The organism is Bacillus sp. AFS041924 (assembly GCF_002577195.1).
Classification (GTDB): Bacteria; Bacillota; Bacilli; order Bacillales; family Bacillaceae_G; genus Gottfriedia.
Window position 1 is genome coordinate 44,109 of record NZ_NULG01000010.1, and the last position, 26,942, is coordinate 71,050.

Here is a 26,942-nt window from a genome sequence, read left to right on the forward strand (position 1 = left end):
ATGGTAGTTTAAGAGAATTTTTATACAAATTACTGTAGTAAAAAATATCAAATAATTTAGCCTTAAAAATCTTGCATTTCAGGAAAATTACTCTATACTTTTCTTTTGTACGGCAAAAAATGTCGTAACAACACAAATCCGATAGGAATTAGGAAGAGTGGGGATAATACGAAACATATTCGAAAAGTGGAGGCGCCTTGCTAAAGCCCCTTCCATTGGCGGTTTGCTAATGACCTCTGTGGGGCTAGTCGCTGGAACTGGACAAAACATGTTTCAAACTAAATCTTGATAAAGAAGGGTAGATGCATTAAATGGAATTATGGTTTACTGAAAAACAAACAAAAAACTTTGGAATTACTGCTAAAATTAATAAAACTTTACATACAGAGCAAACTGAGTTTCAAAAGCTTGACATGGTAGAGACTGAAGAGTTCGGTAATATGCTTATTTTAGATGGTATGGTTATGACAACTCAAAAAGATGAGTTTGTGTACCACGAAATGGTTGCACATGTACCTTTATTCACACACCCAAATCCGGAAAACGTATTAGTTGTAGGTGGCGGTGACGGCGGTGTAATTCGCGAAGTACTAAAACACCCAAGCGTGAAGAAAGCAACTCTAGTTGAAATCGATGGAAAAGTAATTGAATACTCTAAAATATACTTACCTGAAATTGCAGGAAAATTAGAAGACCCACGTGTAGAAGTAAAAGTAGATGACGGGTTTATGCATATTGCAAACAGCGAAAATGAATATGATGTCATTATGGTAGATTCTACTGAGCCAGTTGGTCCTGCTGTTAACTTATTTACAAAAGGATTCTATGCTGGAATCTCAAAAGCATTAAAAGAAGATGGTATTTTCGTGGCTCAAACGGACAACCCTTGGTTTACACCAGAATTAATTACACAAGTTCAACGTGATGTAAGAGAAATCTTCCCAATCACTCGTTTATACATTGCAAACATTCCAACATATCCAAGTGGTATGTGGACATTTACAATTGGTTCGAAAAAACATGATCCACTTGAAGTAGAAGAGAATCGTTTCTTCGATATTGAGACAAAATATTATACAAAAGAGCTACATAAAGCAGCGTTCGTATTACCAAAATTTGTAGCTGATCTTACTAAATAAGGGGGCTTAACTATGCGTTTTGATGAAGCTTATTCAGGAAATGTATTTATAAAGAGTCATCCAAGCTTTGAAGAAAGTAAAGCAGTTATTTATGGTATGCCTATGGATTGGACTGTAAGTTTCCGTCCTGGTTCTCGTTTCGGTCCAGCACGTATTCGTGAGGTTTCAATTGGATTAGAGGAATATAGTCCATATCAAGATAAAGAACTTGAAGAAGTTAAATACTTTGATGCAGGAGATATTCCATTACCATTTGGTAACGCACAAAGAAGTCTTGATATGATTGAAGACTATATTGACGGCCTATTAGCTGAAGGGAAATTCCCTTTAGGTATGGGTGGAGAGCATCTTGTATCTTGGCCTGTAATGAAAGCTATGTATAAGAAATACCCAGACTTAGCTATTATTCATTTTGATGCTCATACGGATTTACGTGATTCATATGAGGGTGAGCCATTATCTCACTCAACACCAATTAAAAAAGTTTGTGATTTAATTGGTCCAAAAAATGTTTATTCTTTTGGTATTCGTTCTGGTATGAAGGAAGAATTTGAATGGGCTAAAGAAGTTGGAATGAATTTATTTAAATTCGAAGTGCTTGAGCCGTTAAAGAAAGTACTTCCAACACTTGCTGGTCGTCCAGTATATGTTACGATTGATATCGATGTACTAGACCCAGCGCATGCTCCAGGAACAGGTACTCTTGAAGCAGGTGGTATTACTTCAAAAGAAATGCTTGATAGTATATTAGCAATTGCTAACAGTGATATTAACGTTGTTGGGGCAGACTTAGTAGAAGTAGCACCAGTATATGATCATGCAGAGCAAACTCAAGTTGCAGCAAGTAAATTTATTCGTGAAATCCTATTAGGTTGGGTAAAATAATACGAATTGTGAAAGGCGATTTTTCGTTCAAAAGAGCGAAAATTCGTCTTTTTTTTATATGAAATTTTAAATTTGAATAAAAATTATACTAATAATATAAAAATATTATTGATAATGATAATCATTACCTTTATAATTGAGAACGATTATTATTATCATATTTTCGGGGAGAAGATGAAAATGAAAAAAGGGGTAAGGAAGTTTATTTTGACACTACATCTCGTGTGCAGTTTAGTTTTTGGTCTATTTATTATTGCTGTTTGTGCAACGGGTAGTGTTTTAGTGTTTGAGGATCAAATTGAACATGTGTTAAATCCGCAGTATTTTAAGCCTGCAAGTAGTGAAAGAAATGTTGGAATTAACGAAGCAGAAAAGGTTTTTCAAGATCATTACAAAGGATTTGAAATCACTAGGCTGGATGTTCCTTCAAAGTTATCAGATGTATACCATGCAAATATGTCAAAAGGACATAATGAAATTGATGCTTATATAGATCCTAGCAATGGTAAGTTATTAGGTAATTTTGATAGAGAAGCGTCATTCGTATCTTTTATGAAAGATTTACATACTCATTTATTGTTAGATGATATTGGTGAAACAATTATAGGAATCGTAGCAATTGCATTTATTATTATTCTTATTACAGGTATTTATTTATGGTATCCAGGTATTAAACGAATGTTTAAAAGCTTAAAAATAAAATGGAATAAAAGCCAAATGGCACGAAATTTATCATTACATAATTTCATTGGGGTAATTACTTTACCATTTTTACTCGTTGTAGCAATTACAGGAATGCTATTTCCATTCCAAGAAAAGATTGAAGAATCTTTGAAATTGAAGTTTACATCGAATTATCCTGAAGAGCTTAAATCAGTTGATAATGGTAAACATCAAATTGGATTAGATTCTATAACCGCTGAAATTAAAAAGCTACATCCTGAAGGTGAGTTATACAAATTAAGACTTCCATCTGATAAAGAGGGTGTTATAGAAGCCCAATTAAGTGATGGTACTTACGATCCTAAAGGTAAAGGGAATACAAGTGAATTCTTCGATCAATTTTCTGGCAAGCATTTAGGATCTTTTTCGAAAAATAATGAAACGGCTTATGATAAATTTTTGGTTTGGAGACATAGTTTACATAGAGGTACTTATGGTGGTGTCTTCGTAAGAACGATTTATGCCTTAGTTGGGATTGCTCCACTTGGATTAGGAATAACTGGTATTACAATGTGGGCTTTAAAACGTAGAAACAAAGCTAAAAAAATGAGGAAATTACAGAAAGTAGCATAAATGAACGAAATATAATACAGAAGAAAGCGGAACCCGAAAGATAAGTGCTCTAAAAGAGAATTTATCTTTCGGTTTTTTTTGTATGGGTATTAAATAATCTATGATAAGAAATTTTATAGCTTTTTGATAGTAAAACAATGCTTTTGAAGAAAGATAAAAATAGAAATAAAAATAAAGTTAACGTTGACGTTAACGATACATTAGGAGTAAGATAGATAAGTGATGTAAATAACGCGATCAATTAAATATTTTTCGAAGGGAGGAAATAATTTGCTTTATAAAATAGATGAAGTAGCAAAAGAGTGTAATTTAACGAAACGTTCTATTCGATATTACGAGGAAATTGGATTAATTCCTCCACCTGAAAGAAGCGAAGGTGGATTTCGGCTTTATTCAGATCAGCATATTGAACGACTAAAGAAAATAATGAATGTACGTGATGTTCTTGGTTTTTCATTGCAAGAGGTCCAGGAATATATGGCAATTAGTGAAGCGTTTGAAGAATTCCGAATCCAATATAGAGAAAACAAGGAAAAGATGAACGATGATGAGAGAAAGGAAAAGCTTCTAGGAGCGGAAGAAATACTTTCTCAACAATTAAATATGATTGATGAAAAGCTTAAAAAAATGAACGACATAAGAAATGAAATGAATGAGATGTACCAGAGAGTGCGAAAAGCATTAGAACAATAAAAAAATATGGGAGATGGAAGGACTATGTCAAACTTGGCTAATAGTAAAAATCAAAGGACTGATATAAGTCAAAAGTCGGGTCTTCTGAATCAACCAAAGGCCATTTGGGCTGTTGGTTTTGCATGTATTATCGCATTCATGGGAATAGGATTAGTTGACCCAATCTTACCAGCAATCGCCAAGAAGATGCATGCTTCCAAAAGTGACGTAACGCTGCTTTTTACTAGCTATAATTTAGTAATGGCAATTGCTATGTTAGTAACAGGTTATCTATCTTCACGTATCGGAATTAAATGGACACTTCTTTTAGGTATTCTAATTATTGCAGTTTTCGCAGGTCTTGGCGGAAATTCAAGCAGTATATGGGAATTGGTTTGGTTACGTGGCGGTTGGGGCCTAGGTAACGCTCTATTCGTTGCGACAGCATTATCTGCAATTGTTTCATTATCAAGATCAGGTGTTGCACAATCAATCATTTTATACGAAACTGCGATAGGTCTAGGCATTTCGGTTGGTCCTCTTTTAGGTGGGGAATTAGGTTCAATTTCATGGAGAGGTCCATTTTTTGGCGTAGCTTGTTTAATGGTCATTGCATTTTTATCTTTAAGCGTTATGATGCCAAAAACACCAATAACACAAAGTACGAAAAAAACATCATTCCTTGATCCATTCCGCGCTCTTAAACATAGATCATTATTAACACTAGGGATTACAGCATTTTTATATAACTTTGGGTTTTTTACTTTATTAGCATTCTCACCATTCTTTATGGGCTTAAAGGAACATGGTTTAGGGTTTGTATTCTTAGGTTGGGGACTTTTATTAGCAATCACATCCGTATTTATGGCACCAAAGCTACAAAAAAAATTCGGTACGCTTAAATCGATGTATGCAATGTTAACACTTTTTGCTATAACACTTATTATTATGGGGATTGGAACAGATACAAATAGCGTTATTATCGTCTGTGTAATTATTGCTGGTGCATTTTTAGGTAATAACAATACATTAATTACGACAGCAGTAATGCAGGCAGCTCCAGTTGAACGTTCAACGGCATCTGCGGCATATAGCTTTTTACGTTTCCTTGGTGGAGCAATTGCACCATTTTTAGCAGGTAAACTTGCTGAATGGTATAATCCACATGTGCCTTTCTATGTAGGTGGATGTTTTGTATTAATATCGGTACTATTCTTATTAATTAATAAAAAGCATTTAATTCATATTGATAAAGCAGAATCTGCGCATTAATTATATTATGAGGTAGATTCAGAAATTTAGTGAATGTCCGCTGGAAATTAAAATTTCTAGCGGTTTTTTTGTTTTTAACAAACAAAAAACAGCCCTTTACGAGCTGCTTGTCATGGTCCGAAATGACCAAAAAAGGCAAGATAAAAGATGAAGCCGATGAGTGCGAGTAGTCCGATTATTACAGCTGTAAAACTGCCGAACATGATTGCTTTTCGTTTGAAAATGAACCATAAAATGAGTCCCACAACGAGCGGCACGAAAAAGGCGTACAAATAAATGAGAAAAATACTCGATAACGAAATAATTCCAATGCCTAGTCCGATGAAAAATAGTTTGCTTGATGATAGTTGTGCGATTATTTTCATAAATTCTCCTTCTATATACTATATGTTCTTTATTGTCTCACAAACCATTTTCAATTGAAAACAAATATTATCACAATTTCAAGAGTAGAATTAAAACAAGAAAATGCACCAACTTTTGAGACGACCGTATTTTTTTGTTCGTTTTAATGAATATTTTTCACAATTTTTTTATTACCTATTTTATTTTTTTTATTAGATTATGCTAAAATGGGAAAAGATGATTTTTGGATGTGATTCGTTACGTTCATCGGGAGAAAAGGACGTGTAAAAGTGAAAGGAAAACAAGGTATACCTGTTTCAATTGATTTTGAGACTTTGATTAAAGATCCACACGGGCGTGATAAAATCAGTTTTCAAGCAAATGGCCTATATTATAAAAAAGATGATGTTTCATATCTATTATTTGATGAAAATCACGAAGATCGAAAAATAAAGGCGACTATGAAGATAGGAAAAGGGGAAGTTACAATTATTCGTAATGGCGGAGTGATGATGCGTCATCAATACCGTGTTAATGAAACAACTGAAGGTACTTTCTCAAATGAATTAGGTGTATTTCAAACAAAAGCATATACAAAAAAACTACAATTTCTAGTATCAGAAGGACCTTTAAAAGGCGTGCTTCAATTAGGGTATAAGTTATTCGTAGGGGATGAAAATGCTGGTTCGTATAACATCACAGTATCAATTAAGGAGGCAACGATATGAATACATTAGAACAAGTAAAAAGTCGTTTGAAAAATGAAATCGAAGCTGCTGTATTAAAAGCAGGATTAGCAACGGAGGAACAACTACCACAAGTAGTATTAGAAACCCCAAAAGATAAAGCGCACGGAGATTTTTCTACGAATATGGCAATGCAATTGGCGCGTGTTGCAAAAAAGGCGCCTAGAATGATCGCAGAAGAGTTAATTAATTCTTTTGATCAAAGCAAAGCTAGTATTCAAAAAGTAGAAATTGCTGGACCTGGTTTCATCAATTTTTATATGGATAATAGTTACCTTACTGATTTAATCCCGTCAATTATTGAATCAGGAAAAGAATATGGCCAAACAAACTTTGGTAACGGTGAAAAGATTTTAGTTGAGTTTGTTTCAGCGAATCCGACTGGTGATTTACACTTAGGCCATGCTCGTGGTGCAGCATTTGGGGACTCATTATGTAATGTTTTAAGTAAAGCTGGTTATGAAGTAACACGTGAATATTATATTAATGATGCTGGAAACCAAATTAATAATTTAGCATTATCAGTAGAAGCTCGTTATATGCAAGCTCTTGGATTGGATAAAGAAATGCCTGCAGATGGCTATCATGGTGCGGACATTATTGAGATTGGGAAAACTTTAGCTGGTGAATTCGGTGACCGTTATATGAATGAACCAGAAGAAGCTCGTTACAAATTCTTCCGTGAGTACGGTTTAAAACTAGAAATGGAAAAGCTACAAAGAGATCTACGTAATTTCAGAGTAGACTTTGATGTATGGTATTCAGAAACTTCATTATATGAAAATGGTAAAGTGCTAGAAGCTCTTGCTGATTTAAAACAACGTGGTGAAACATATGAAGAAGAAGGAGCAACTTGGTTCCGTTCTACAACATATGGAGATGACAAAAACCGTGTATTAATAAAGAGTGATGGATCTTATACTTATTTAACGCCGGACATCGCTTACCACCGAGACAAGCTAAGTCGTGGAGCAGATAAATTAATCGATATTCTTGGAGCTGACCACCACGGTTACATTCCTCGAATGAAAGCGGCAATTCAAGCATTAGGTTATAACGCTGATACACTTGAAGTAGAGATTATTCAAATGGTTCAGCTATATCAAGATGGTCAAAAAGTAAAAATGAGTAAACGCACAGGAAAAGCTGTAACGTTACGTGATCTAATGGAAGAAGTAGGAATTGACGCGACACGTTACTTCTTTGCTATGCGTGGTTGCGATTCACATTTGGACTTCGATATGGACCTAGCTGTTTCAAAATCAAATGAAAACCCTGTGTATTATTCACAATACGCACATGCTCGCGTATGCAGTATTCTTCGTCAAGGAAAAGAAATGGGTATAGTTTACAATGGTGAAGCGGATTACAGCCTTGTTTCTTCTGAAAAGGAATATGAATTATTAAAGAAATTAGGAGAATTCCCAGCGGCAGTTTCATTAGCAGCTTCAAAACGTACACCACATCATATTACAAACTATGTGTTTGAACTAGCTGGAACTTTCCACAGCTTCTATAATGCAGAAAAAGTATTAGATGCTGAAAATGTTGAAAAATCAAAAGCTAGACTAGCTTTAATGAAATCTGTTCAAGTTACATTACAAAATGCATTAGCTTTAGTTGGAGTTTCTGCACCTGAAAAAATGTAAATAGTAAATTGGTAAAAGTACCATGCCTTATGTTTAAGGTATGGTACTTTTTTTAGTTAATCTTTATTTTCAAAGAGTATTATTTTGTAAGATTTTTGGGTATTAATTTATATAATTTTGTCGGTAGATACGGAAAAATCACAAATTTCACCATTTTTTTATTTATTTTTTAAATTTTTTTTATAACGACCCCCTAAAAAATGAAATTCTCTACGAATAGTTATAGTGAGACTACATAAAGAAATTTTTACAAAGGGGATAAAAACACATGAAAAAACTTTTAGTACATACAACTGCCACAGCATTATTATTATCACAACTAGGATTTTCAGGTTCAGTATTTGCTGCTGAAAATGAATCTGCTTCAAAAACTGATTTAAACCACAAAGAAGAGGCACCTGCATTACTTAAAGGCGATTTCTTCTATTTTGTAAAAACAACTGTAGAAAAGATTCAACTGTTATTAACAACTGACAAAGTAAAAGAAGCAGAACTTTTAGCAGAATTTGCGCAAGAGCGTATTCATGAAGCAAGAGAATTAATTAAAGAAGGTAAAGAAGACCTAGCAAAAGAAACAATAAAAGAAGCTTTAGGACAGATGGAAAATGCTCAAGGGCAACTTCCAACGATTACTGAGCCAACGACTCCAGAGAACGCAACAACAGAAGGTACTGTGAATACGAAACCAGCTGAAGATTCAACAGAAGTAGAAAAAGTTGAAACAGAAAAAGACGAAAAAGAACATGTTGAAAAACAAAAATTAACTAAAGAGCAAAAAGAAATTGCTAAAATTCAGCACCATTTAAATAATAATTTACTTGTTTTAGCAGACGTTTTAGATAAAGTGAAAAATCCTAAAGCGAAAGCTGCAATTGCAAAAAATATTGAAAAGAGCTTTAACAAAATTTCTGAAAGATTAGAGAAAGTATTAAAGCATTCAGAAAAAAATTCAACTGTTGTAAAACCAATTATTACAGTTCAATACCCTGATACAACTACAGAAAAATCAGATACACCAGAAGTTATTACAATGATAACTAAAATTGAAGATGTAAAAGATACAGATTTAAAAAATGTAAATGAAGATGATGCTACTGAGGTTTCTACTAAACCTGCAAAAGTAAAACATAAGGAAGTTCATCATAAGGATAAACATAAATCAAAGGAAGAAAAAGTAGTTAAAGTTAAGAAAGACGAAAAAGCTGTAAAACATGAAGTGAAAAAACACGAAAATGGTACAGTTCATAGACATCATGGTAAAAATGAAAATCGTGGAAATCACAAGGGAAATGAGAAGCATGAATGGAAGAAAAGTGATGACTCTAATGACCAAGGTGAAAACAACGGAAATGGTCATCATAAACATTAATAAGTAATTATTACCATTCACCTTTCAATTGAATTAACATGAAACATTTCTTAGGATGCGATATGCTTAAGTTTAGTGGGTTTAATAAAACGGTGCCACTTCGTCCATTTGATTATATAATGGGTGGAGGCGCATTCTGTTTTAAAAACTAAGCAATCCTCTTTTGAAAGGAGATGGGGTCTTGTTACTTACAATTTTTCAGACGCTTTATAAAAGAAAAGAAAAAATTGAAGATATTGTATTAACAATACAACAATCTTCATCAAAAGAACTAGATGATTTTATCGTTCAATATGATCCTTTTATAAACAAAACTGTTTCTACTATTTGTGGTAGATATATTACAAATCAAGAAGATGAATATAGTATTGGCCTAAGTGCATTTCATGAAGCTATTAAACTATATACATATAAAAAAGGTGCCTCATTTCTATCGTTCGCCAAGTTGATCATAAAAAGGGAATTAATCGATTACTTTCGTAGGGAATCTAAGTATCAATCAATGACATCAGAAAAATCTGAGTCGGAAGATTTGCATAAACAATATGATGACCACGTGTATAGTTCCTATATTAAAAACTTTGATGAAGTTAATCGTAAAGAAGAAATACTTCATTTTAGTGAAATGCTTAATCAATTTGGAATATCATTAGAAAATTTAGTAGAGGTTTCACCAAAACACGAGGATACTAGGAAGCATATTATTTCAGTTGTGGATTGTATTACATCTGATGAAGAAATGACGGCTTTTCTATATAAAAAGAAAAAATTACCGATGAATAGACTAGAATCTAAAGTTGATATAAGTCGTAAAACACTTGAAAAACATAGGAAATATATAATTGCTATGTGCATCATAGATGTTAATGATTATATCTATTTAAAAAACTATTTAAAAAGGGGGGACTGAAGATGAATAATGGAATTGTATTAAAGGTTCATCGTACATATGTAGTTGTACTAACTGCAAATGGTGAGTACTTAAAATGTAAAAAATTATTGTCATCATATTCAATTGGTGAAGAAATTCAGTTCCCTAACCATGCAATTATTTTAAATAATAGAGTGAAAATAAATATCCCAAAATTAGTACCTGTCGTAATTGCCAGTGCACTAATTCTTATGTCATTTTTATTCGAAAATTGGAACGATAAAAAAGCATTAGCAGCAGGAAAGGTCTCAATTGACTCAGAGGCAAAGGTGTCATTAGTTTTAGACAAACAGTTAAACGTTATCTCATTAGAAGGTCACAATGAACAGGGCAAAAAAGTGGTTGATAAGATGGATAACTGGAAGCAGGAGCCTTTACAGACCGTCATGAATGACTTAGTTAATGAGATGGAGAAATCTAAAGTAATTCAACCAGATGAAACAATCAAATTAACAGGTAAGATGAAACAAAAATTTAAAAATAAGCAAATTGAGTTAAATAGTGAATTGAAGGATATTCAAGAAAGTAATAATCATATTAATATCCCAAAATCTAATGAATTAGATAAACCAAAAGCTAAAACTCAACCTCAAAATCAAATAAAAACTCAAGATCAGAAACAAATTAAAAAAGATAGTAACTTTAATTCTCATTCAAATAAAGTCACAAAAAAAGAGAACAATTTCAAAAATAAATCATCTGTAAAGTCGCCTATTAAAGATAAAAACAAGGCCAATAATCATGGTTATTCAAAAGAAAATAAAAATAATAGACACCAAGAAGAACGTTGGGGTAATAAAAAGCGACAATGGAATCATAGTGACAACAACCAAGAAATAAAGAAGTACGATCAAAAAAATCAATACAAAAACTATGAGAAGTATTATGAGAAAAAAAAACATGAAAATTATAGCGAACGTAATTCAAGTAGAAAAAATAACTTTCATGGAAGAAATGAAAAATGCTATAAGTGCGATGACCGTAATAAATATGATGAAAAATCGTACAATAAAGACTGGCATAGAAATCAATAAAGAAAAGGCTATCCATAAGTCAGGCTAACTGACAAAATGGAGCCTTTTTTTAATACCGCTTTAGCATAAGGATTTAAGCAAAGTGTTTTTATAAATGCAAGAACTTTTTAGATTAGTTTTAACGCATTTAATTGCAGTTCTCTCACACTTATTTGGAACTCAGACTACTCTTATTGAAGACAGAAAGAAACCTTAAGCATGGCCACTTAAATGCTCATGAATAACCTTCCATTCACCAACTACATCCTTAATAAACACATTTGTAGCCCTACCATGACCTTTTACAATTTTCCCGTTCATATAGCCTTCATAAAGATATTGATAAGTACACGAAGCAGAACTCTCATCAACCGTTAACCATTTTACATTCGTAGCTCTATAGACTTCATCTTGAATCAGGTTCCAAGCGTTTTCAAAGTATTGTCGGATATCTAGTAAATTTGTACACGATTTGTCAGAAAACCAATAAGTAGCATCTTTATGTATGTATTTCTTTACTTCGTCAAAATCATGTGTATTTGTTGCTATTATGTACTGTTGTAAAGCATCCTGATAGTTCATTTACACGCCACCTTTATAATAGAGTCGCAGTTAGACTTTAGATGATGATCTATAAATCATCATATCATTTAACAGATAAAAGATGTCGAAGCTCCTAAAATAAAAGAAACCACAAGGGAAGAACGATTCCCTGGTGGTTTCTATTTCACTTCAATTATTCCGCCACATATTCGCTTATAGCCTCTCCATTTTGACAGGTCTTCCATTAATTGCAATAGGGCTATATCCTTTTTTTTCGACTCAATCATTATATCGATATCACTTCCAATTGTTCGAGCAATGTCAAAAAAAGGTTTAATAAAATCAAGGTCAATTAAATCTGAGTGAGCTCTAAATTCTTTATCAGATTTTGGAGAGGAGATATGTATTTTAGGTTTCAATTTTGTATGATCCCAAGTTGAGTAAATGAGTGGTAATAATTCATCCAACGGTTCTTCGCATAAATTTGCCATATGATGATGATAGTCAAATACGAGTGGAATACCTTCGTTTTGACAAACCATTAGTGTTTCAGCAGTATTATAAGTTTTATCGTCGTTTTCAAGTGTCATTTGTTTTTTTATATGAGAAGGGAGTTTTTTTATATTCTCATAAAATCGTCCGATAGCAAGCTCTTTGTTACCGTACGCTCCTCCTATGTGTATATTAATGACACTTTGGTCTGAAACGCCCATTGCTTCAAGAACTTTAAAATGGTATTCCATGTCAATCACAGCATTATTAGTAATATGCGGTTTATCACTTGTAAAAAGCGTGAATTGGTTAGGGTGAAAGCTAACTCTTATTTCATGCTTTTTTATAAAATCACCTATTTCTTTGAATTGTTTGTAAAAAATATTAATATAATCGAATTCTACATCCGGATGAGTCGCCAAAGGAACCATTGAAGAGGACATTCTATATAAGGGAATTTGTTGTCCTACATTATAGTGTAGTGCTCTAAACGTGTTTTTAATATTTTGGGATGTAACGTAAATTAGTTTCTCTAAACGTTCATCTTTTTCAAGCGCTTTATAACGTGTTAATGTAAGAGTTTTTGCAGGTGAACAATTATATAAGGATAATACATGTGATACATATCCAAATCGAATTATCATATTGTGTTCACCTCAATTATTATTTTGTACTGAAAAAAACATTACATTAATGGAGAAAGAAGCTTAGATAAAAGCTTACGGCACTTCCATAAAAATGTTGTTTTTTTATAATGCTGGATAGGGTAAGACTTCGAACGCTCTAGGTCTTTCATAAATATTTCTTTGATTTTCAATATGAATGACTCACTCGAGAAAATACAACTCCATTCATCGTTTATGCAAAGGCTCCTACGGTCAAAGTTGACGGATCCCACATCACAGCAGCAATCATCGATTAATAGTACTTTGGCATGAAAGAATCCTTTCTGATAATGGAAAACTTCTCCGCCACATTCTAGGATTAATAGGAGGTGTGGAAAACTCGCTTCTTTAACTAGCCTATGGTCTTCTTTTTCAGGAATCATTACACAAATATGGACACCTCGATTAAGTGCCGCAAGTAATGCATTCATAAGTTTTTTTGTTGGAATAAAGTAAGGCGTACCAATATAAATATGTTTTTTTGACTTATCAATTAATTCTTTATAAAGATTCTCGATGCGTACAAAGTCCGATGAATAGAAGTGGTGCTCGATTTTTCCTTTTGCTAATTTATTATCATCGATTAAAGTAAATGATTTTCCTCCACTTCTAACCCAGTCTATTAAAAATTGAGCGTGTAAGTCCTTTACTCCTTCACCTGTCATTCGAATATGGTAGTCTCTCCAATACCCTAATTCTTCATCAAATCCTATATATTCTTTGCCGATATTAAATCCGCCAAAATAGCCGGTTTTTTGATCTATTACTGTAATCTTACGATGGTTTCGATGTTGAAACCGATAGAAGGTATATGGAAATCCCGTTCGTCGATTAAAAAGTACTTCTACTCCATTTTCTTTTAGTTTTTTAATTCTTTTACGTTTAAGCGTAAAACTTCCAATCCAATCAACTAGCAAACGTACTTGTAATCCTTCACAAGCCTTTTTTTCGAGTAATGATAAAAATTTTTCAGAAGTCTCATCATTTCGAACAATATAAAAAAGCATAGAAATACTACTATTTGCTTCTTTTATATCGTCTAGAAGATGTTTGTATAATACGTTACCATCAGTAATTAGCATTGTTTCACTATATCTTTTTTTAAATGGACAAGTTTTATCATATTTATGAAAAGCTTTATAACCAAAATAAAGATCTAAGCTAGCAAGGAGTATAAGAAAGAGGAGGGCAAATAAGCAAATACAAAGAATCATATAATAAACTCCTTTACCTTTTACGTGTAGATAGTATGACCATTTATTTTGAAGAATATCAAAAAGGGCAAATTTAATATGAAAAAGTATTTGACTGAATAGTCATTCATAATATAATTAAAGTATATATTTTCTGAATATTATTATGGTTATAAATTTTTAAAAAGTAAGCGTTTTATTTGTAACCGGGAAAATTGGGGGAGGAATACATCATGGATCATGCACTTTTGTATTTGAACGCACTAGGGTTTGTGGCAATTACAGTTTATGCAATTTATTTATTCATTTACCTAATTAAAACAAGACTTGCCTACATTAAACTAGGTAAAAAGGAAGAATTTGAGAGAAATTTCAAAGAACGCTTTCAAAAAATTTGGGTAAATGTTTTTGGACAAAAAAAGTTATTGAAGGATAAGAAAAGTGGATTTATTCATTTACTATTCTTTTATGGGTTTATTTTAGTTCAAGCTGGAGCTTTAGATTTTATTTTAAGAGGTCTAGTTCCTGGGGTGCATTTACCACTTGGGCCGTTATACGGTGCATTTACATTTTTTGAAGAAATTGTAGCGTTATTAATATTAGTAGCGGTTGTTTGGGCTTTCCATAGACGATATATTGAAAAATTAGTTCGATTAAAAAGAGGCTGGAAAAGCGGTCTAGTTCTAATTTTTATTGGTTTATTAATGCTTTCAACTCTGTTTGGAAATGGTATGGGGATCATTTGGAGTGGAGAAGGAACAAGCTTCCACGAACCAATTGCTTCTTTAATTGCAACAATTTTTGGTGGAATTAGTAAACCTTTAGCAATTTCTTTCTTTTATGTTGCATGGTGGATTCATTTAATTTCACTTTTAACTTTCTTAGTTTATGTGCCTCAATCAAAGCACGCTCACTTACTTGCTGGACCAGCAAATGTGTATTTTAATCGTTTATCGAAAGCAGGTAAATTAGAAAAAATAGATTTTGAAGATGAAACACAGGAGACTTTCGGGGTTGGAAAAATCAGTGACTTCCGTCAGTCACAATTAATTGACTTATATGCATGTGTGGAATGTGGTCGTTGTACAAATGTATGTCCTGCAACTGCAACTGGAAAAATGCTATCACCGATGGATTTGATTTTAAAACTTCGCGATCATTTAACTGAAACTGGAGCTGTTGTAACATCTCGTGCACCTTGGGTTCCGACTGTTGCATTTTCTAAAACTAAAGGTAATCAATTAGCGATTGCATCTCAAGGAAATCAAGAAACAGCTGCAACATTAGAATATAGTCCAAGTTTAATTGGCGATGTCATCACTGAAGAAGAGATTTGGGCATGTACAACTTGTCGTAACTGTGAAGATCAATGTCCAGTAATGAATGAACATGTTGAAAAGGTTATTGATTTACGTCGCTATTTAGTCTTAACGGAAGGTAAAATGCAACCAGATGCTCAACGTGCAATGACGAATATCGAGCGCCAAGGAAATCCATGGGGACTGAATCGTAAGGATCGAGAAAACTGGAGAGAACTTGATGAAAGTATTCATATCCCAACTGTAAAAGAAGCTAAAAAGGCCGGAGAAGAAATTGAATACTTATTCTGGGTTGGTTCAATGGGAGCATATGATAACCGTAGCCAAAAAATCGCTCTAGCATTTGCTAAACTTATGAATGAAGCTGGAATTAAATTTGCAATTTTAGGTAATAAGGAGAAAAACTCTGGTGATACACCAAGACGTTTAGGTCAAGAATTCTTATTCCAGGAATTAGCAAGTAATAATATCGCAGAAATCGAAAAAGCAGAAGTAAGCAAATTAGTAACAATTGATCCACATGCTTATAACACATTTAAAAATGAATATCCTGATTTTGGATTATCAATTGAAGTTTATCATCATACAGAACTATTATCTCAATGGGTTAAAGAAGGTAAGTTAAAGCCAGTTCATGAAATTGATGAAGTTATTACTTATCATGATTCATGCTATTTAGGTAGATACAATGAAGTTTATGAAGCTCCTAGAGACATTCTTCGTGCAATTCCTGGCGTTAAGCTAGTTGAAATGGAGCGTAAACGTGAAACAGGTATGTGCTGTGGAGCGGGTGGAGGATTAATGTGGATGGAAGAGCATGTTGGTAACCGTATTAATGTTACACGTACTGAACAAGCACTTGCAGTTAGTCCGAATGTAATTGGAACAGGATGTCCATATTGCTTAACAATGTTATCAGATGGAACAAAAGCAAAAGAAGTTGAAGAAAGTGTAAAAACACTAGACGTAGCTGAGCTTTTAGAGTTATCAATTTTTGGCGATAAACAAAACCAAGCTTCATAAAAGTTCTATAACTTTTCAAGTTTCATAAACTAACAATGAAAGGTGTGCAGTTTGTACACCTTTCAGACCGTTGGTGAGCCTTTCAACAGTCTTAATTTGATCTACAGCTAGTACACCTTTTATTTGTTGATTGGATTAATTATAGAATTTTTTTATAGAGGAGAAATTAGTTATTCATTTAAGGGGGAATTTGGGATGAGTAAAACAGTTATAGTAAGTGCAGTTCGAACACCTATAGGACGTTTGGGTGGCGCGTTAAAAGGTTTTAGCGCTGTAGAACTAGGTGGTATTGCGATTAAAGAAACATTGAACCGTGTTAACCATTCTTTTGAATCAATTGATGATGTAATTATGGGTACAGTTTTACAAGGTGGACAAGGACAATTACCTTCTAGACAAGCGTTACGAAATGCAGGATTACCGTGGGAAACAAGATCAGAAACAATTAATAAAGTATGTGCATCAGGAATGCGAAGTGTCATGCTTTCAGACTTATTAATTCGTTCTGGTGAAAGTAAGCGTATTGTCGCAGGCGGAATGGAATCAATGAGTAATACACCTTTTTATCAAACATCTTTAAGATGGGGAAATAAAATGGGGAACACAGAATTAAAGGATGGCATCTTAGTAGATGGTCTAACTTGTTCATTTACCGGAGTTCATATGGGTACATATGGAAGTGAGGTTGCTAAAATCGAAGACTTATCTCGTGAGCAACAAGATGAGTGGGCACTTCGCAGTCACCAACTTGCAGTTGAATCAATTAAAACAGGTAGATTTGAAGAAGAGATTGTAACAATTGAGTCTGTTGGCAAAAAAGGAGTCGTAACAAAGATAGAAGTAGATGAGTGTCCAAGGGAAGATACTTCAATCGAAAAATTAGCAAAGCTATCTCCTGCATTTGATCGTGACGGAACAATTACAGCAGGAAATGCACCTGGAATCAATGACGGAGCTGCAGCACTTTTATTAATGAGTGAGGAAGAAGCGAAACTAAATGGCTATACACCATTAGCTACAATTGTCGCTACGGAATCAATGGCTGTAGAAGCGAAAGATTTCCCAAGAACTCCGGGATATGTAATTCAAAAATTACTACAAAAAACAAATAAAAATATTTCTGATATAGACTTATTTGAAATTAACGAAGCATTCGCAGCAGTAGTTTTAGCAAGTGCAAAAATTGCTGATATTCCTTTAGAAAAAATAAATGTTAATGGTGGAGCTATTGCTCTAGGACATCCAATTGGAGCAAGTGGTGCAAGAATCATTGTATCTCTAATTCATGCTCTAAAAGCACGAGGTGGAGGTCTAGGAATTGCAGCAATCTGTAGCGGCGGTGGTCAAGGAGACGCTATTTTAGTAGAGGTACGTTAAGGATAGAGTATAGTATAGGAAAAACGTGATCGATTAAGGCAAGGAATATTTAAAGTAGAGCATATAGGGAATGCTGGTCATTGGAAAGAAGGAAAGGAGATCTATTTTCTTTTCCTCCACCATTGATTCTGCATTCCCTTGTTCCTGTCTTCAATTCCATTACGTTTTGTTTTTCTATTTCATCTCCCCTTTTTTTTCCTTCCTTTCTACACTAAAATTTTTCTACAAAAAATAACAGGAATTTTCAGTTTTTTGTCTAATATTATTTATAGTAGACTATCTTTTTAGTCAATGTAGAAATTATTATGTTAACGCTTACAAAATTCGACAAAAAGAACATGGCAGTGATAAGGGAGCAATTGGGTTAAAGGGAATAGGATATAATAATGATCTTTAATTGAAACTTTTGATTTGATTGTGATCCTTGTCCTAGCAAAAATCGGGGGAAATGATCTATGCAATTTCGTTTAAGTGAAGAACATGAAATGATTCGTAAAATGGTAAGAGATTTTGCTAGAAATGAGGTTGCTCCGTCAGCTGCTGAGCGTGATGAGCATGAAAAATTTGATCGTTCAATTTTCGATCAAATGGCTGAGTTGGGATTAACAGGAATTCCATTCCCAGAGGAATATGGTGGAATTGGTAGTGATTATTTAGCTTACGTTATTGCGGTTGAAGAGCTTTCTAGGGTTTGTGCTTCAACAGGTGTAACTTTATCTGCACACACTTCATTAGCTAGTTGGCCGATTTATAAATTTGGTACTGAAGAACAAAAACAAAAATTCTTAAAACCACTTGCACAAGGAACAAAAATTGGTGGTTACGGATTAACTGAGCCAGGATCTGGATCAGATGCTGGTGGAATGAGAACGACTGCTAGAAAAGAAGGAAACGAATATATTTTAAATGGTTCAAAAATATTTATCACAAATGGTGGAGAAGCTGAAATTTATGTAGTATTTGCAGTGACTGATCCTACAAATAAACACGGAGTTTCTGCTTTTATCGTTGAAAGTGATTCACCAGGTTTTTCAGTTGGTAAGAAGGAAAGTAAATTAGGTATTCGTTCATCTCCAACAACTGAAATAATCTTTGAAGAATGCCGCATTCCAGCTGAAAACCTATTAGGTGAAGAGGGTAAGGGATTTAAAGTTGCTATGCAAACTCTTGACGGCGGAAGAAATGGAATTGCTGCACAAGCAGTTGGTATTGCTCAAGGTGCTCTAGATGCTTCAGTAGATTATGCTAAAGAGCGTGTTCAATTTGGAAAACCAATTATCGCTCAACAAGGTATCTCGTTTAAACTTGCTGACATGGCTACAAGTATCGAAGCTTCTCGTCTATTAACTTATCAAGCTGCATGGTTAGAATCTAATGGGCTTCCATATGGTAAAGAATCTGCAATGTCGAAATTATTTGCAGGAGATACTGCAATGAAAGTTACTACAGAAGCAGTACAAGTTTTCGGTGGATATGGATATACAAAGGATTACCCAGTGGAACGTTTTATGAGAGATGCTAAAATTACTCAAATTTATGAAGGTACACAAGAAATTCAAAAACTAGTAATCTCAAGAATGCTATAAAAATATATATTTAATCTTATTTTCGCATTACGAATGATCAGGATAGCTTGGTATAAGGAATATGGGATAACCTTTACCAAGTTTTCTTTTACGAATAGGTAATAATAATTCCGGGGGATGATTAGTATGGTAGAAAAGTATCAAGCTAAACATAAGATTCGTTTTGTTACTGCTTCAAGCTTATTTGATGGCCATGATGTGTCGATCAATATGATTAGAAGATTATTGCAAGAAAACGGTGTAGAAGTTATTCATTTAGGTCATAACCGTTCTGTTGAAGAAATTATTAACGCAGCTATTCAAGAGGATGTACAAGGTATTTCTATTTCTTCCTACCAAGGTGGACATATGGAATACTTTAAATACATGTATGATTTACTTCAAGAAAGAGGTGCTTCTCACATCAAGCTATTTGGTGGTGGAGGCGGTGTAATCTTGCCTAAAGAGCAAGAGGAGCTTGAAGCATACGGAATTACTAAAATCTATTCACCTGAAGACGGACGTATATTGGGGCTTCAAGGAATGATTAATCATATGCTACAAAGCACAGATTTTCTTCCACCTTTGAAGGACTTAGAAAACGTTCAAAAATTATCTGCAACACATCATAAAGAGATTGCTAGATTCATTACTCTGGCTGAAAATAAAGGTTCTTTAGATTCAAGTTTAGAAATGGCAGCAACATTAGAGAAATCAGAAACTAGTAAAAGTGTAGTTATTGGTATGACTGGTACTGGTGGAGCTGGTAAAAGTTCATTAACAGATGAATTAGTACGCCGTTTTATTCAAGAGTTTCCTGAAAAAACAATCGGTATCGTATCGATTGATCCAACGAAACGAAAAACAGGTGGGGCACTATTAGGTGATCGTATTCGTATGAATTCAATTCACCACCCAAATGTATATATGAGAAGTTTAGCGACTCGAGACAGCCAATCTGAAATCTCGAATGCTTTAGAGGATACGATATCAATTTTAAAAACAGCGGATTTTGATGTGATTTTTGTTGAAACAAGTGGTATCGGTCAAGGTGATGCAGCAATTACTCAATACAGTGATATTCATCTGTATGTTATGACGAGTGAGTTCGGGGCACCTTCTCAATTAGAAAAAATTGATATGATCGACTTTGCAGATTTAATTGCAATTAATAAATTTGAACGTCAAGGATCAGAGGATGCATTACGTCTAGTTCAAAAACAATATCAACGTAGCCGCCATCTTTTCCATGATGATATAGCTACAATGCCTGTTTACGGTACGATCGCTAGTCAATTTAATGATGCAGGTACTAATAATTTATTTTTAGCTTTAACGGGTGCGATTGAAAAGCATACTGCAAATGAATGGAAGACGACTTATATTAAACCAGGAAACGTTGAGAAACAACATGTCATTATTCCAAGTAATCGCCGTTTTTATTTAAGAGAAATCGCAGAAACTGTAAGAGATTATCATGCTAAAACTGAAGTTGAAGCGGCAAAGGCTTCAAAGCTTTATCAAATTGAGGGAACTCTGTCCGAAATCGAGTCACAAAACATTGAAGATGGAAAAAGTACACTAGTAGATTTGAAAAATAAATTTGAGGAATCTCTTGCTCCTTCTACTAAACAAGCTCTAAATCATTTTAAAGTGATTAAAGAGGCATATTCAAAAAATCAACTTGTACAAAAAATAAGAGATAAAGAAATTAAAGTCGAGTTAACAACAACAACATTATCAGGTACGAAAATACCTAAAGTATCTGTTCCAACATATCGTGACTATGGCGACTTACTAAGATGGGTTGCAAAAGAAAACGTACCTGGGTACTACCCGTTTACAGCTGGAGTGTTCCCATTCAAGCGTCAAGACGAAGATCCGAAGCGCCAATTTGCTGGTGAGGGACCTCCAAGTAGAACAAATAAACGCTTCCACTATCTCTGTGAGAATGATCCTGCTAAACGACTAAGTACAGCATTTGATTCAGTAACTTTATACGGTGAAGATCCAGCAATTCGCCCTGATATTTTTGGGAAAATTGGTGAAAGTGGCGTAAATGTATGTACATTAGAAAATATGATTGAGCTTTACAATGGTTTTGATCTGTGTAGCCCTTCAACATCAGTTTCGATGACGATTAACGGTCCAGCTCCAATTATTTTAGCGATGTTCTTAAACACAGCTATTCATCAACAAGTTGAATTAAAGGAAAAAGAACTAGGTCGAATTTTAACCGTTGAAGAATTTACTCAAGTAAAACAAGCAACTTTACAAAAAGTTCGTGGAACAGTTCAAGCGGATATTTTAAAAGAGGATCAAGGACAAAATACATGTATCTTCTCAACAGAATTTGCATTAAAAATGATGGGAGATATTCAACAGTACTTTATTGATAATAGTGTTCGTAATTACTATTCAGTTTCAATTTCTGGATATCATATTGCTGAAGCTGGGGCAAATCCAATTTCACAACTTGCATTCACTTTATCAAATGGATTTACTTATGTTGAATATTATTTAAGTCGAGGCATGAAGATTGATGATTTTGCACATAATTTATCGTTCTTCTTTAGTAACGGTCTTGATGCTGAATACTCAGTAATCGGACGTGTGGCGCGAAGAATTTGGGCAGTTACGATGAAGGAAAAATACGGTGCATCTGAGCGAAGTCAAAAACTTAAATACCATGTTCAAACGTCAGGTCGTTCTCTACATGCTCAAGAGATGGCATTTAATGATATTCGTACTACATTACAAGCGTTATTGGCTTTATACGATAATTGTAACTCACTTCATACAAACGCATATGATGAGGCTGTTACAACTCCTACTGAGGAATCAGTACGTCGAGCAATGGCTATTCAGCTAATTATTCAAAAAGAAAATGGTCTATCAAAGAATGAAAATCCAATTCAAGGATCATTTATCATTGAACAGCTAACTGACTTAGTAGAAGAAGCAGTTCTAAAAGAGTTTGAGAGAATTAGTGATCGTGGTGGCGTATTAGGTGCGATGGAGCTTCAATATCAACGTGGTAAAATTCAAGAAGAGTCACTTTACTACGAAACACTTAAACATAATGGAGAACTTCCAATCATTGGCGTAAACTCTTATATCAACCCTAACGAACAAATGGAATCAATTAATACAATGGAAATCGCTAGATCAAGTTACGAAGAAAAACAATCGCAAATTGATCATGTAGAACAATTCCAAGCTAAAAATAGATCTGAAGCACAAATTGCTTTAGAACAATTGAAACAAGTTGCTCGCATGAATGGTAATTTATTCGAAGAGCTAATGAATACTGTACGCATTGCTAGCCTAGGACAAATTACACAAGCATTATATGAAGTAGGCGGACAATACCGTAGAAATATGTAATAAAGAAATGAGAAAAGTCGTTCGCTCTGCCCCGATAATTGGCTTATGACCTCGAGGGGCAAACGACTGGAGCTAGATATCATGTATTACGTTTCTCACTTAAGCAAAAAAAAGCTACTTCTTCAATCGATGGAAATAATACTTTCAGAGTATAAGTGCTTTTTGCAAGGTAAAATGAGCGTCTTTTAGACGCTCATTTTACTATTTTCGTGAAAAATTAATCTAATATTGAAAAATATAGTCAAGGTGCTAGCATATTTAACTTAGTTTTGTTTATAATGAAAGATATGTATTTTATAACTAACAAGTAAAATTTATACATAATGTTATTGAATTATGGAGAAAATATTATTTTTAAAGGAGTGCTTACCTTGAGTTTAAAGCAATACTCGGAAGAGCAATTAAAAGAATTATCGCTTATTGAATTAGCGTATGAACTTTTTAGTGAAACAAAAGAACCTATTTCTTTTTATGATTTAGTAGATCAAATGGCAACAGTTTTAGGTGTAACTAGAGAAGCACTTTTAGAGAAACTTCCTCAATTTTATACTGAATTAAACATTGATGGACGTTTTGTATGTTTAGGTGAGAATCGCTGGGGATTACGTGCTTGGTATCCATATGATCAAGCTGAAGAAGAAGTATTACCTGTTGCAAAACCTAAGAAGAAACGTAAGCAATTCGAAGAAGAAGATGAATTCGAAGATTATGATGCAACTGAAGAAGACGAGTTTGAAGAAGAAGAGCTTGAATTAGACGATTTAGATGAAGATCTAGTTGAAGATGATGAAACGGATGAGTTCGATGACGAAGAAATCGACGAAGACGATGAAGATATCGACTTGGAAGATGAAGATTTAGAGCTAGAAGATGAAGATGACGAAGAATTAGATGAATTTGAAGAGGAAGAAAAACGATAAGTTCTTGACTTTTCAGTACTGAATGAGTAGAATTCTTATTGGGCTCTTTAAAAAGAACGAAATATATTTTGACGCTCCCTATTTTAAATAGGGGGCGTCTTTGTTTTTTTACAAATACAAAATGAAAAAAAACGATAAATGTTATGTTTGATTTGATTCAAATGTTAAAAATTTGCATGAAAAAACCCAATTTTGGATGACAATAAAGCATGCATAAAAAATGTTATGAAATAATTTTTTATAAAGATTTAGCTTTGTAATTTCTAGTAAGGAAAAATAAGATACGAATGCTAAAAATGAAAGGGGCTCAATTATGACAAAGTATATTTTTGTAACAGGTGGCGTAGTTTCTTCTCTTGGAAAAGGGATTGTTGCAGCATCTTTAGGACGACTACTAAAAAACAGAGGGTTGAACGTAACAATTCAAAAGTTTGATCCATACATTAACTTAGATCCAGGGACAATGAGTCCATACCAACATGGTGAAGTTTTCGTAACGGATGATGGGGCAGAAACAGACTTAGATTTAGGTCATTATGAAAGATTCGTCGATATTAATGTTACTAAATTCAACAATATAACTAGTGGTAGAGTTTATTCTACAGTTTTACAAAAAGAACGTCGTGGAGATTACTTAGGAGGAACAGTACAAGTTATCCCACATATTACAAATGAGATTAAAGATAAAGTTTTCCGTGCTGGTCGAGAAACAAATGCGGATGTTGTTATCACTGAGATCGGTGGAACTGTTGGTGATATCGAATCATTACCGTTTATGGAAGCTATTCGACAAATTAAAGGCGATGTAGGTCGTGACAACGTAATGTATGTTCACTGTACACTTCTTCCTTATATTAAAGCAGCTGGTGAGTTAAAAACAAAACCAACTCAACACAGTGTAAAAGAACTTCGCAGTATTGGTATTCAACCGAATGTGATCGTTTTACGTTCAGAAACAACTGTACCACAAGAAATGAAAGATAAAATTGCTCAATTCTGTGATGTGGATGCTAAAGACGTAATCGAATGTGTAGATGCAGACACTCTTTACGAAATCCCATTAGCATTACAAGCACAAGGATTAGACAGTATTGCATGTAATCATTTAAAACTACAAACTAATGAAGCAGATATGACAGAGTGGATTTCTCTAGTAGATAAAGTTAAAAACCTAACTAAAACAACAAAAATCGCTCTTGTTGGTAAATATGTAGAATTACAAGATGCTTATATTTCAGTAGCAGAAGCGTTAAAGCACGCAGGATTTGCTTTTGATAGCGAAATTGAAATTAAATGGATTAACGCAGAAGAAGTTATATCAGCTAACGTAAATGAACTATTAAGCGATGTTGATGGAATTCTTGTACCAGGTGGGTTCGGAGACCGTGGTGTAGAAGGAAAAATTTTAACTGCTCAATTCGCTCGTGAAAATAAAGTACCATTCTTAGGTATTTGCCTAGGTATGCAAATTGCATCAATTGAATTTGCTAGAAATGTTTTAGGATTGAAAGGTGCTCATTCAGCAGAAATCGATCCAACAACTAACTACCCAATAATTGATTTATTACCAGAGCAAAAAGACGTTGAGGATTTAGGTGGTACATTACGTTTAGGTTTATATCCATGTAAATTAATTGAAGGTTCAAAAGCATATGAAGCATATGGTGATGAAGTAGTTTACGAGCGTCATCGTCATCGTTATGAGTTCAACAATGAATACCGTCAACAAATGGAACAAGAAGGATTTATCTTCTCAGGAACTAGCCCTGATGGTCGTTTAGTAGAAATTATTGAGTTACCAGACCACCCTTGGTTTGTAGCATCTCAATTCCACCCAGAATTTATTTCTCGTCCAAACAGACCACAACCTTTATTCAGAGACTTCGTTGGAGCATCACTTCAAAACCGAGGTTAAGGCATAAAATAAAACACCCAACAGATTTTTTAAATTTTGTTGGGTGTTTTTGTTATTTTACAATTATTTTTTAATCGAAGTCTGATAGTATCTCGTTCATTGTTAGTAATAAGCAGTGGTAAATGAATAATCCGGCGAGTAGTGTAGGTAAACAGATACGGTCACCTCCGTCAGTTGGTACTAGCTTTCTTGATAACCCATAGTCAATAAATACATCAGCAAGCTCTGTTAAATGATCTTCACCGTTGATTGTGGTAGAAACAACAACTAGTCCAATATTTGATTCTCCTAGTTTTTTCGCAAGGAGAATAGCTTCTTGATCATCCGTCTGCCTCGTAAATAAAAGTACTCGATCTACTGGGGATAACGTTTGTATTTCACCGTTAATCAATAATGGTTTAATCGAACCGTTTTGTTCTGCTCCATCAGTAATTTCAGAAACAATACCAGCAAATTCTTTTGTACCATGAACATAAACAGTTCCTTCGCCTATAACTGCCTGTGCTAGGAAACGTGAAGCATCTTCAAATACTTCATCTTGCTTAACTATTTTTTGAAAAACACCATTCAATTGTGTCGAAAAAATTTTTAACATTTCGTAATACTCCTTCTTATAAAAGTATGTTCTAACCATTATACTGTAATTTAGATAGATACTAAAAAAATTACGAAAAGTAATTTTTGTAAATTTTCCGAGTAATTGCAGGAAAAAAGGATTTTTAAGTAGAATGTAAATTTAGGGGAATTTGTGTTTTTTTTTAGAACGTTATCTGGTTAAGAAAGGTGGTACTATTTTTGGGAATTAAATTACTTATAGTAGACGATCAGTACGGTATTCGTTTACTCTTACACGAAATTTTCAAAAAAGAAGGCTATGAGGTTTTTCAGGCGGCTAATGGTTTTCAAGCAATTGATATTGTAGTAAAGGATTGTCCCGACTTAGTTATTCTTGATATGAAAATACCAGGTATGGACGGAGTAGAGATTCTAAAACGAATCAAAGAAATCAATAAAGATATTAAAGTTATTTTGATGACGGCTTATGGTGAACTCGATATTATTGAAGAAGCTAAAAAATTAGGAGCACTACAATATTTTCCAAAACCATTTGATATTGATGAAATTAAAAAGGTTGTCAGAGAACACACTTCACAACCACAATCTCAGCAGTAAAATAGCAGATGGGTAGCAAACCATCTGCTTTTATTTGTGCGCCCAGCATGTGC

21 protein-coding genes are annotated in these 26,942 nt (G+C 33.8%); 17 read left to right on the forward strand and 4 right to left on the reverse strand.

Annotated elements, in window-relative coordinates:
• The first annotated feature begins 311 nt into the window (after positions 1 to 311).
• The 10 genes from speE to COC46_RS03835 all read left to right on the forward strand — a co-directional run bounded on the left by speE (position 312) and on the right by COC46_RS03835 (position 11,338).
• On the forward strand, positions 312 to 1,139 hold the full coding sequence (gene speE, locus COC46_RS03785) for a spermidine synthase (RefSeq protein WP_098808423.1): 828 nt from the start codon (positions 312 to 314) through the stop codon (positions 1,137 to 1,139).
• A gap of 12 nt (positions 1,140 to 1,151) precedes the next feature.
• Entirely contained in the window at positions 1,152 to 2,024 is an 873-nt protein-coding gene (speB, locus tag COC46_RS03790; RefSeq protein WP_069033703.1) for an agmatinase, read from the forward strand.
• 180 nt (positions 2,025 to 2,204) lie between these two features.
• Positions 2,205 to 3,320: a PepSY-associated TM helix domain-containing protein gene (locus COC46_RS03795; protein WP_176545047.1), complete on the forward strand. Its 1,116-nt coding sequence runs from the start codon at positions 2,205 to 2,207 to the stop codon at positions 3,318 to 3,320.
• A gap of 270 nt (positions 3,321 to 3,590) precedes the next feature.
• Positions 3,591 to 4,013: a MerR family transcriptional regulator gene (locus tag COC46_RS03800; RefSeq protein ID WP_098808425.1), complete on the forward strand. Its 423-nt coding sequence runs from the start codon at positions 3,591 to 3,593 to the stop codon at positions 4,011 to 4,013.
• A gap of 24 nt (positions 4,014 to 4,037) precedes the next feature.
• Positions 4,038 to 5,264: an MFS transporter gene (locus tag COC46_RS03805; RefSeq protein WP_098808426.1), complete on the forward strand. Its 1,227-nt coding sequence runs from the start codon at positions 4,038 to 4,040 to the stop codon at positions 5,262 to 5,264.
• Positions 5,265 to 5,899: 635 nt separating this feature from the next.
• Entirely contained in the window at positions 5,900 to 6,337 is a 438-nt protein-coding gene (locus COC46_RS03815) for a YwiB family protein (protein WP_176545048.1), read from the forward strand.
• Positions 6,334 to 8,004 carry an arginine--tRNA ligase gene (argS, locus tag COC46_RS03820; protein ID WP_098808429.1) on the forward strand — a complete coding sequence of 557 codons (1,671 nt, stop codon included), beginning with the start codon at positions 6,334 to 6,336 and terminating at the stop codon, positions 8,002 to 8,004. Before COC46_RS03815 ends, argS begins: the two co-directional genes overlap by 4 nt.
• Positions 8,005 to 8,272: 268 nt before the next feature.
• Complete coding sequence (locus COC46_RS03825; RefSeq protein ID WP_098808430.1) at positions 8,273 to 9,373, forward strand: DUF5667 domain-containing protein; 1,101 nt, start codon at positions 8,273 to 8,275, stop codon at positions 9,371 to 9,373.
• Between the two features lie 181 nt (positions 9,374 to 9,554).
• On the forward strand, positions 9,555 to 10,283 hold the full coding sequence (sigI, locus tag COC46_RS03830; protein WP_255294802.1) for an RNA polymerase sigma-I factor: 729 nt from the start codon (positions 9,555 to 9,557) through the stop codon (positions 10,281 to 10,283).
• Between the two features lie 2 nt (positions 10,284 to 10,285).
• Entirely contained in the window at positions 10,286 to 11,338 is a 1,053-nt protein-coding gene (locus tag COC46_RS03835; protein ID WP_098808431.1) for an anti-sigma factor domain-containing protein, read from the forward strand.
• Between the two features lie 192 nt (positions 11,339 to 11,530).
• Here the strand turns inward: COC46_RS03835 and COC46_RS03840 are convergent, their stop codons facing one another.
• From COC46_RS03840 to cls, 3 genes are all read right to left on the reverse strand, one after another.
• A complete protein-coding gene (locus tag COC46_RS03840) occupies positions 11,531 to 11,899 on the reverse strand; it encodes a YybH family protein (RefSeq protein ID WP_098808432.1) in 369 nt (122 codons plus the stop codon).
• Positions 11,900 to 12,039: 140 nt separating this feature from the next.
• Positions 12,040 to 12,996, reverse strand: a complete 957-nt coding sequence (uvsE, locus tag COC46_RS03845; RefSeq protein ID WP_098808433.1) for a UV DNA damage repair endonuclease UvsE — start codon at positions 12,994 to 12,996, stop codon at positions 12,040 to 12,042.
• 41 nt (positions 12,997 to 13,037) lie between these two features.
• A complete protein-coding gene (gene cls / locus COC46_RS03850; RefSeq protein ID WP_098808434.1) occupies positions 13,038 to 14,231 on the reverse strand; it encodes a cardiolipin synthase in 1,194 nt (397 codons plus the stop codon).
• Between the two features lie 212 nt (positions 14,232 to 14,443).
• Between cls and COC46_RS03855 the strand changes: the two genes are divergently transcribed.
• From COC46_RS03855 to COC46_RS03880, 6 genes are all read left to right on the forward strand, one after another.
• A complete protein-coding gene (locus COC46_RS03855; RefSeq protein WP_098808435.1) occupies positions 14,444 to 16,552 on the forward strand; it encodes a heterodisulfide reductase-related iron-sulfur binding cluster in 2,109 nt (702 codons plus the stop codon).
• A gap of 195 nt (positions 16,553 to 16,747) precedes the next feature.
• Complete coding sequence (locus COC46_RS03860) at positions 16,748 to 17,929, forward strand: acetyl-CoA C-acetyltransferase (RefSeq protein ID WP_098808436.1); 1,182 nt, start codon at positions 16,748 to 16,750, stop codon at positions 17,927 to 17,929.
• 455 nt (positions 17,930 to 18,384) lie between these two features.
• The gene (locus COC46_RS03865) at positions 18,385 to 19,515 is read left to right on the forward strand and encodes an acyl-CoA dehydrogenase (protein WP_098808437.1); all 1,131 of its coding nucleotides are present in this window, start codon (positions 18,385 to 18,387) and stop codon (positions 19,513 to 19,515) included.
• Between the two features lie 126 nt (positions 19,516 to 19,641).
• Positions 19,642 to 22,881, forward strand: a complete 3,240-nt coding sequence (gene icmF, locus COC46_RS03870) for a fused isobutyryl-CoA mutase/GTPase IcmF (RefSeq protein ID WP_098808438.1) — start codon at positions 19,642 to 19,644, stop codon at positions 22,879 to 22,881.
• 371 nt (positions 22,882 to 23,252) lie between these two features.
• The gene (gene rpoE / locus COC46_RS03875) at positions 23,253 to 23,801 is read left to right on the forward strand and encodes a DNA-directed RNA polymerase subunit delta (RefSeq protein WP_098808439.1); all 549 of its coding nucleotides are present in this window, start codon (positions 23,253 to 23,255) and stop codon (positions 23,799 to 23,801) included.
• 313 nt (positions 23,802 to 24,114) lie between these two features.
• On the forward strand, positions 24,115 to 25,716 hold the full coding sequence (locus COC46_RS03880; RefSeq protein ID WP_098808440.1) for a CTP synthase: 1,602 nt from the start codon (positions 24,115 to 24,117) through the stop codon (positions 25,714 to 25,716).
• 70 nt (positions 25,717 to 25,786) lie between these two features.
• Here the strand turns inward: COC46_RS03880 and COC46_RS03885 are convergent, their stop codons facing one another.
• Positions 25,787 to 26,311: a DUF2529 family protein gene (locus COC46_RS03885; RefSeq protein WP_176545049.1), complete on the reverse strand. Its 525-nt coding sequence runs from the start codon at positions 26,309 to 26,311 to the stop codon at positions 25,787 to 25,789.
• 200 nt (positions 26,312 to 26,511) lie between these two features.
• Between COC46_RS03885 and COC46_RS03890 the strand changes: the two genes are divergently transcribed.
• On the forward strand, positions 26,512 to 26,889 hold the full coding sequence (locus tag COC46_RS03890; protein ID WP_098808442.1) for a response regulator: 378 nt from the start codon (positions 26,512 to 26,514) through the stop codon (positions 26,887 to 26,889).
• The last annotated feature ends 53 nt before the right edge of the window (positions 26,890 to 26,942 follow it).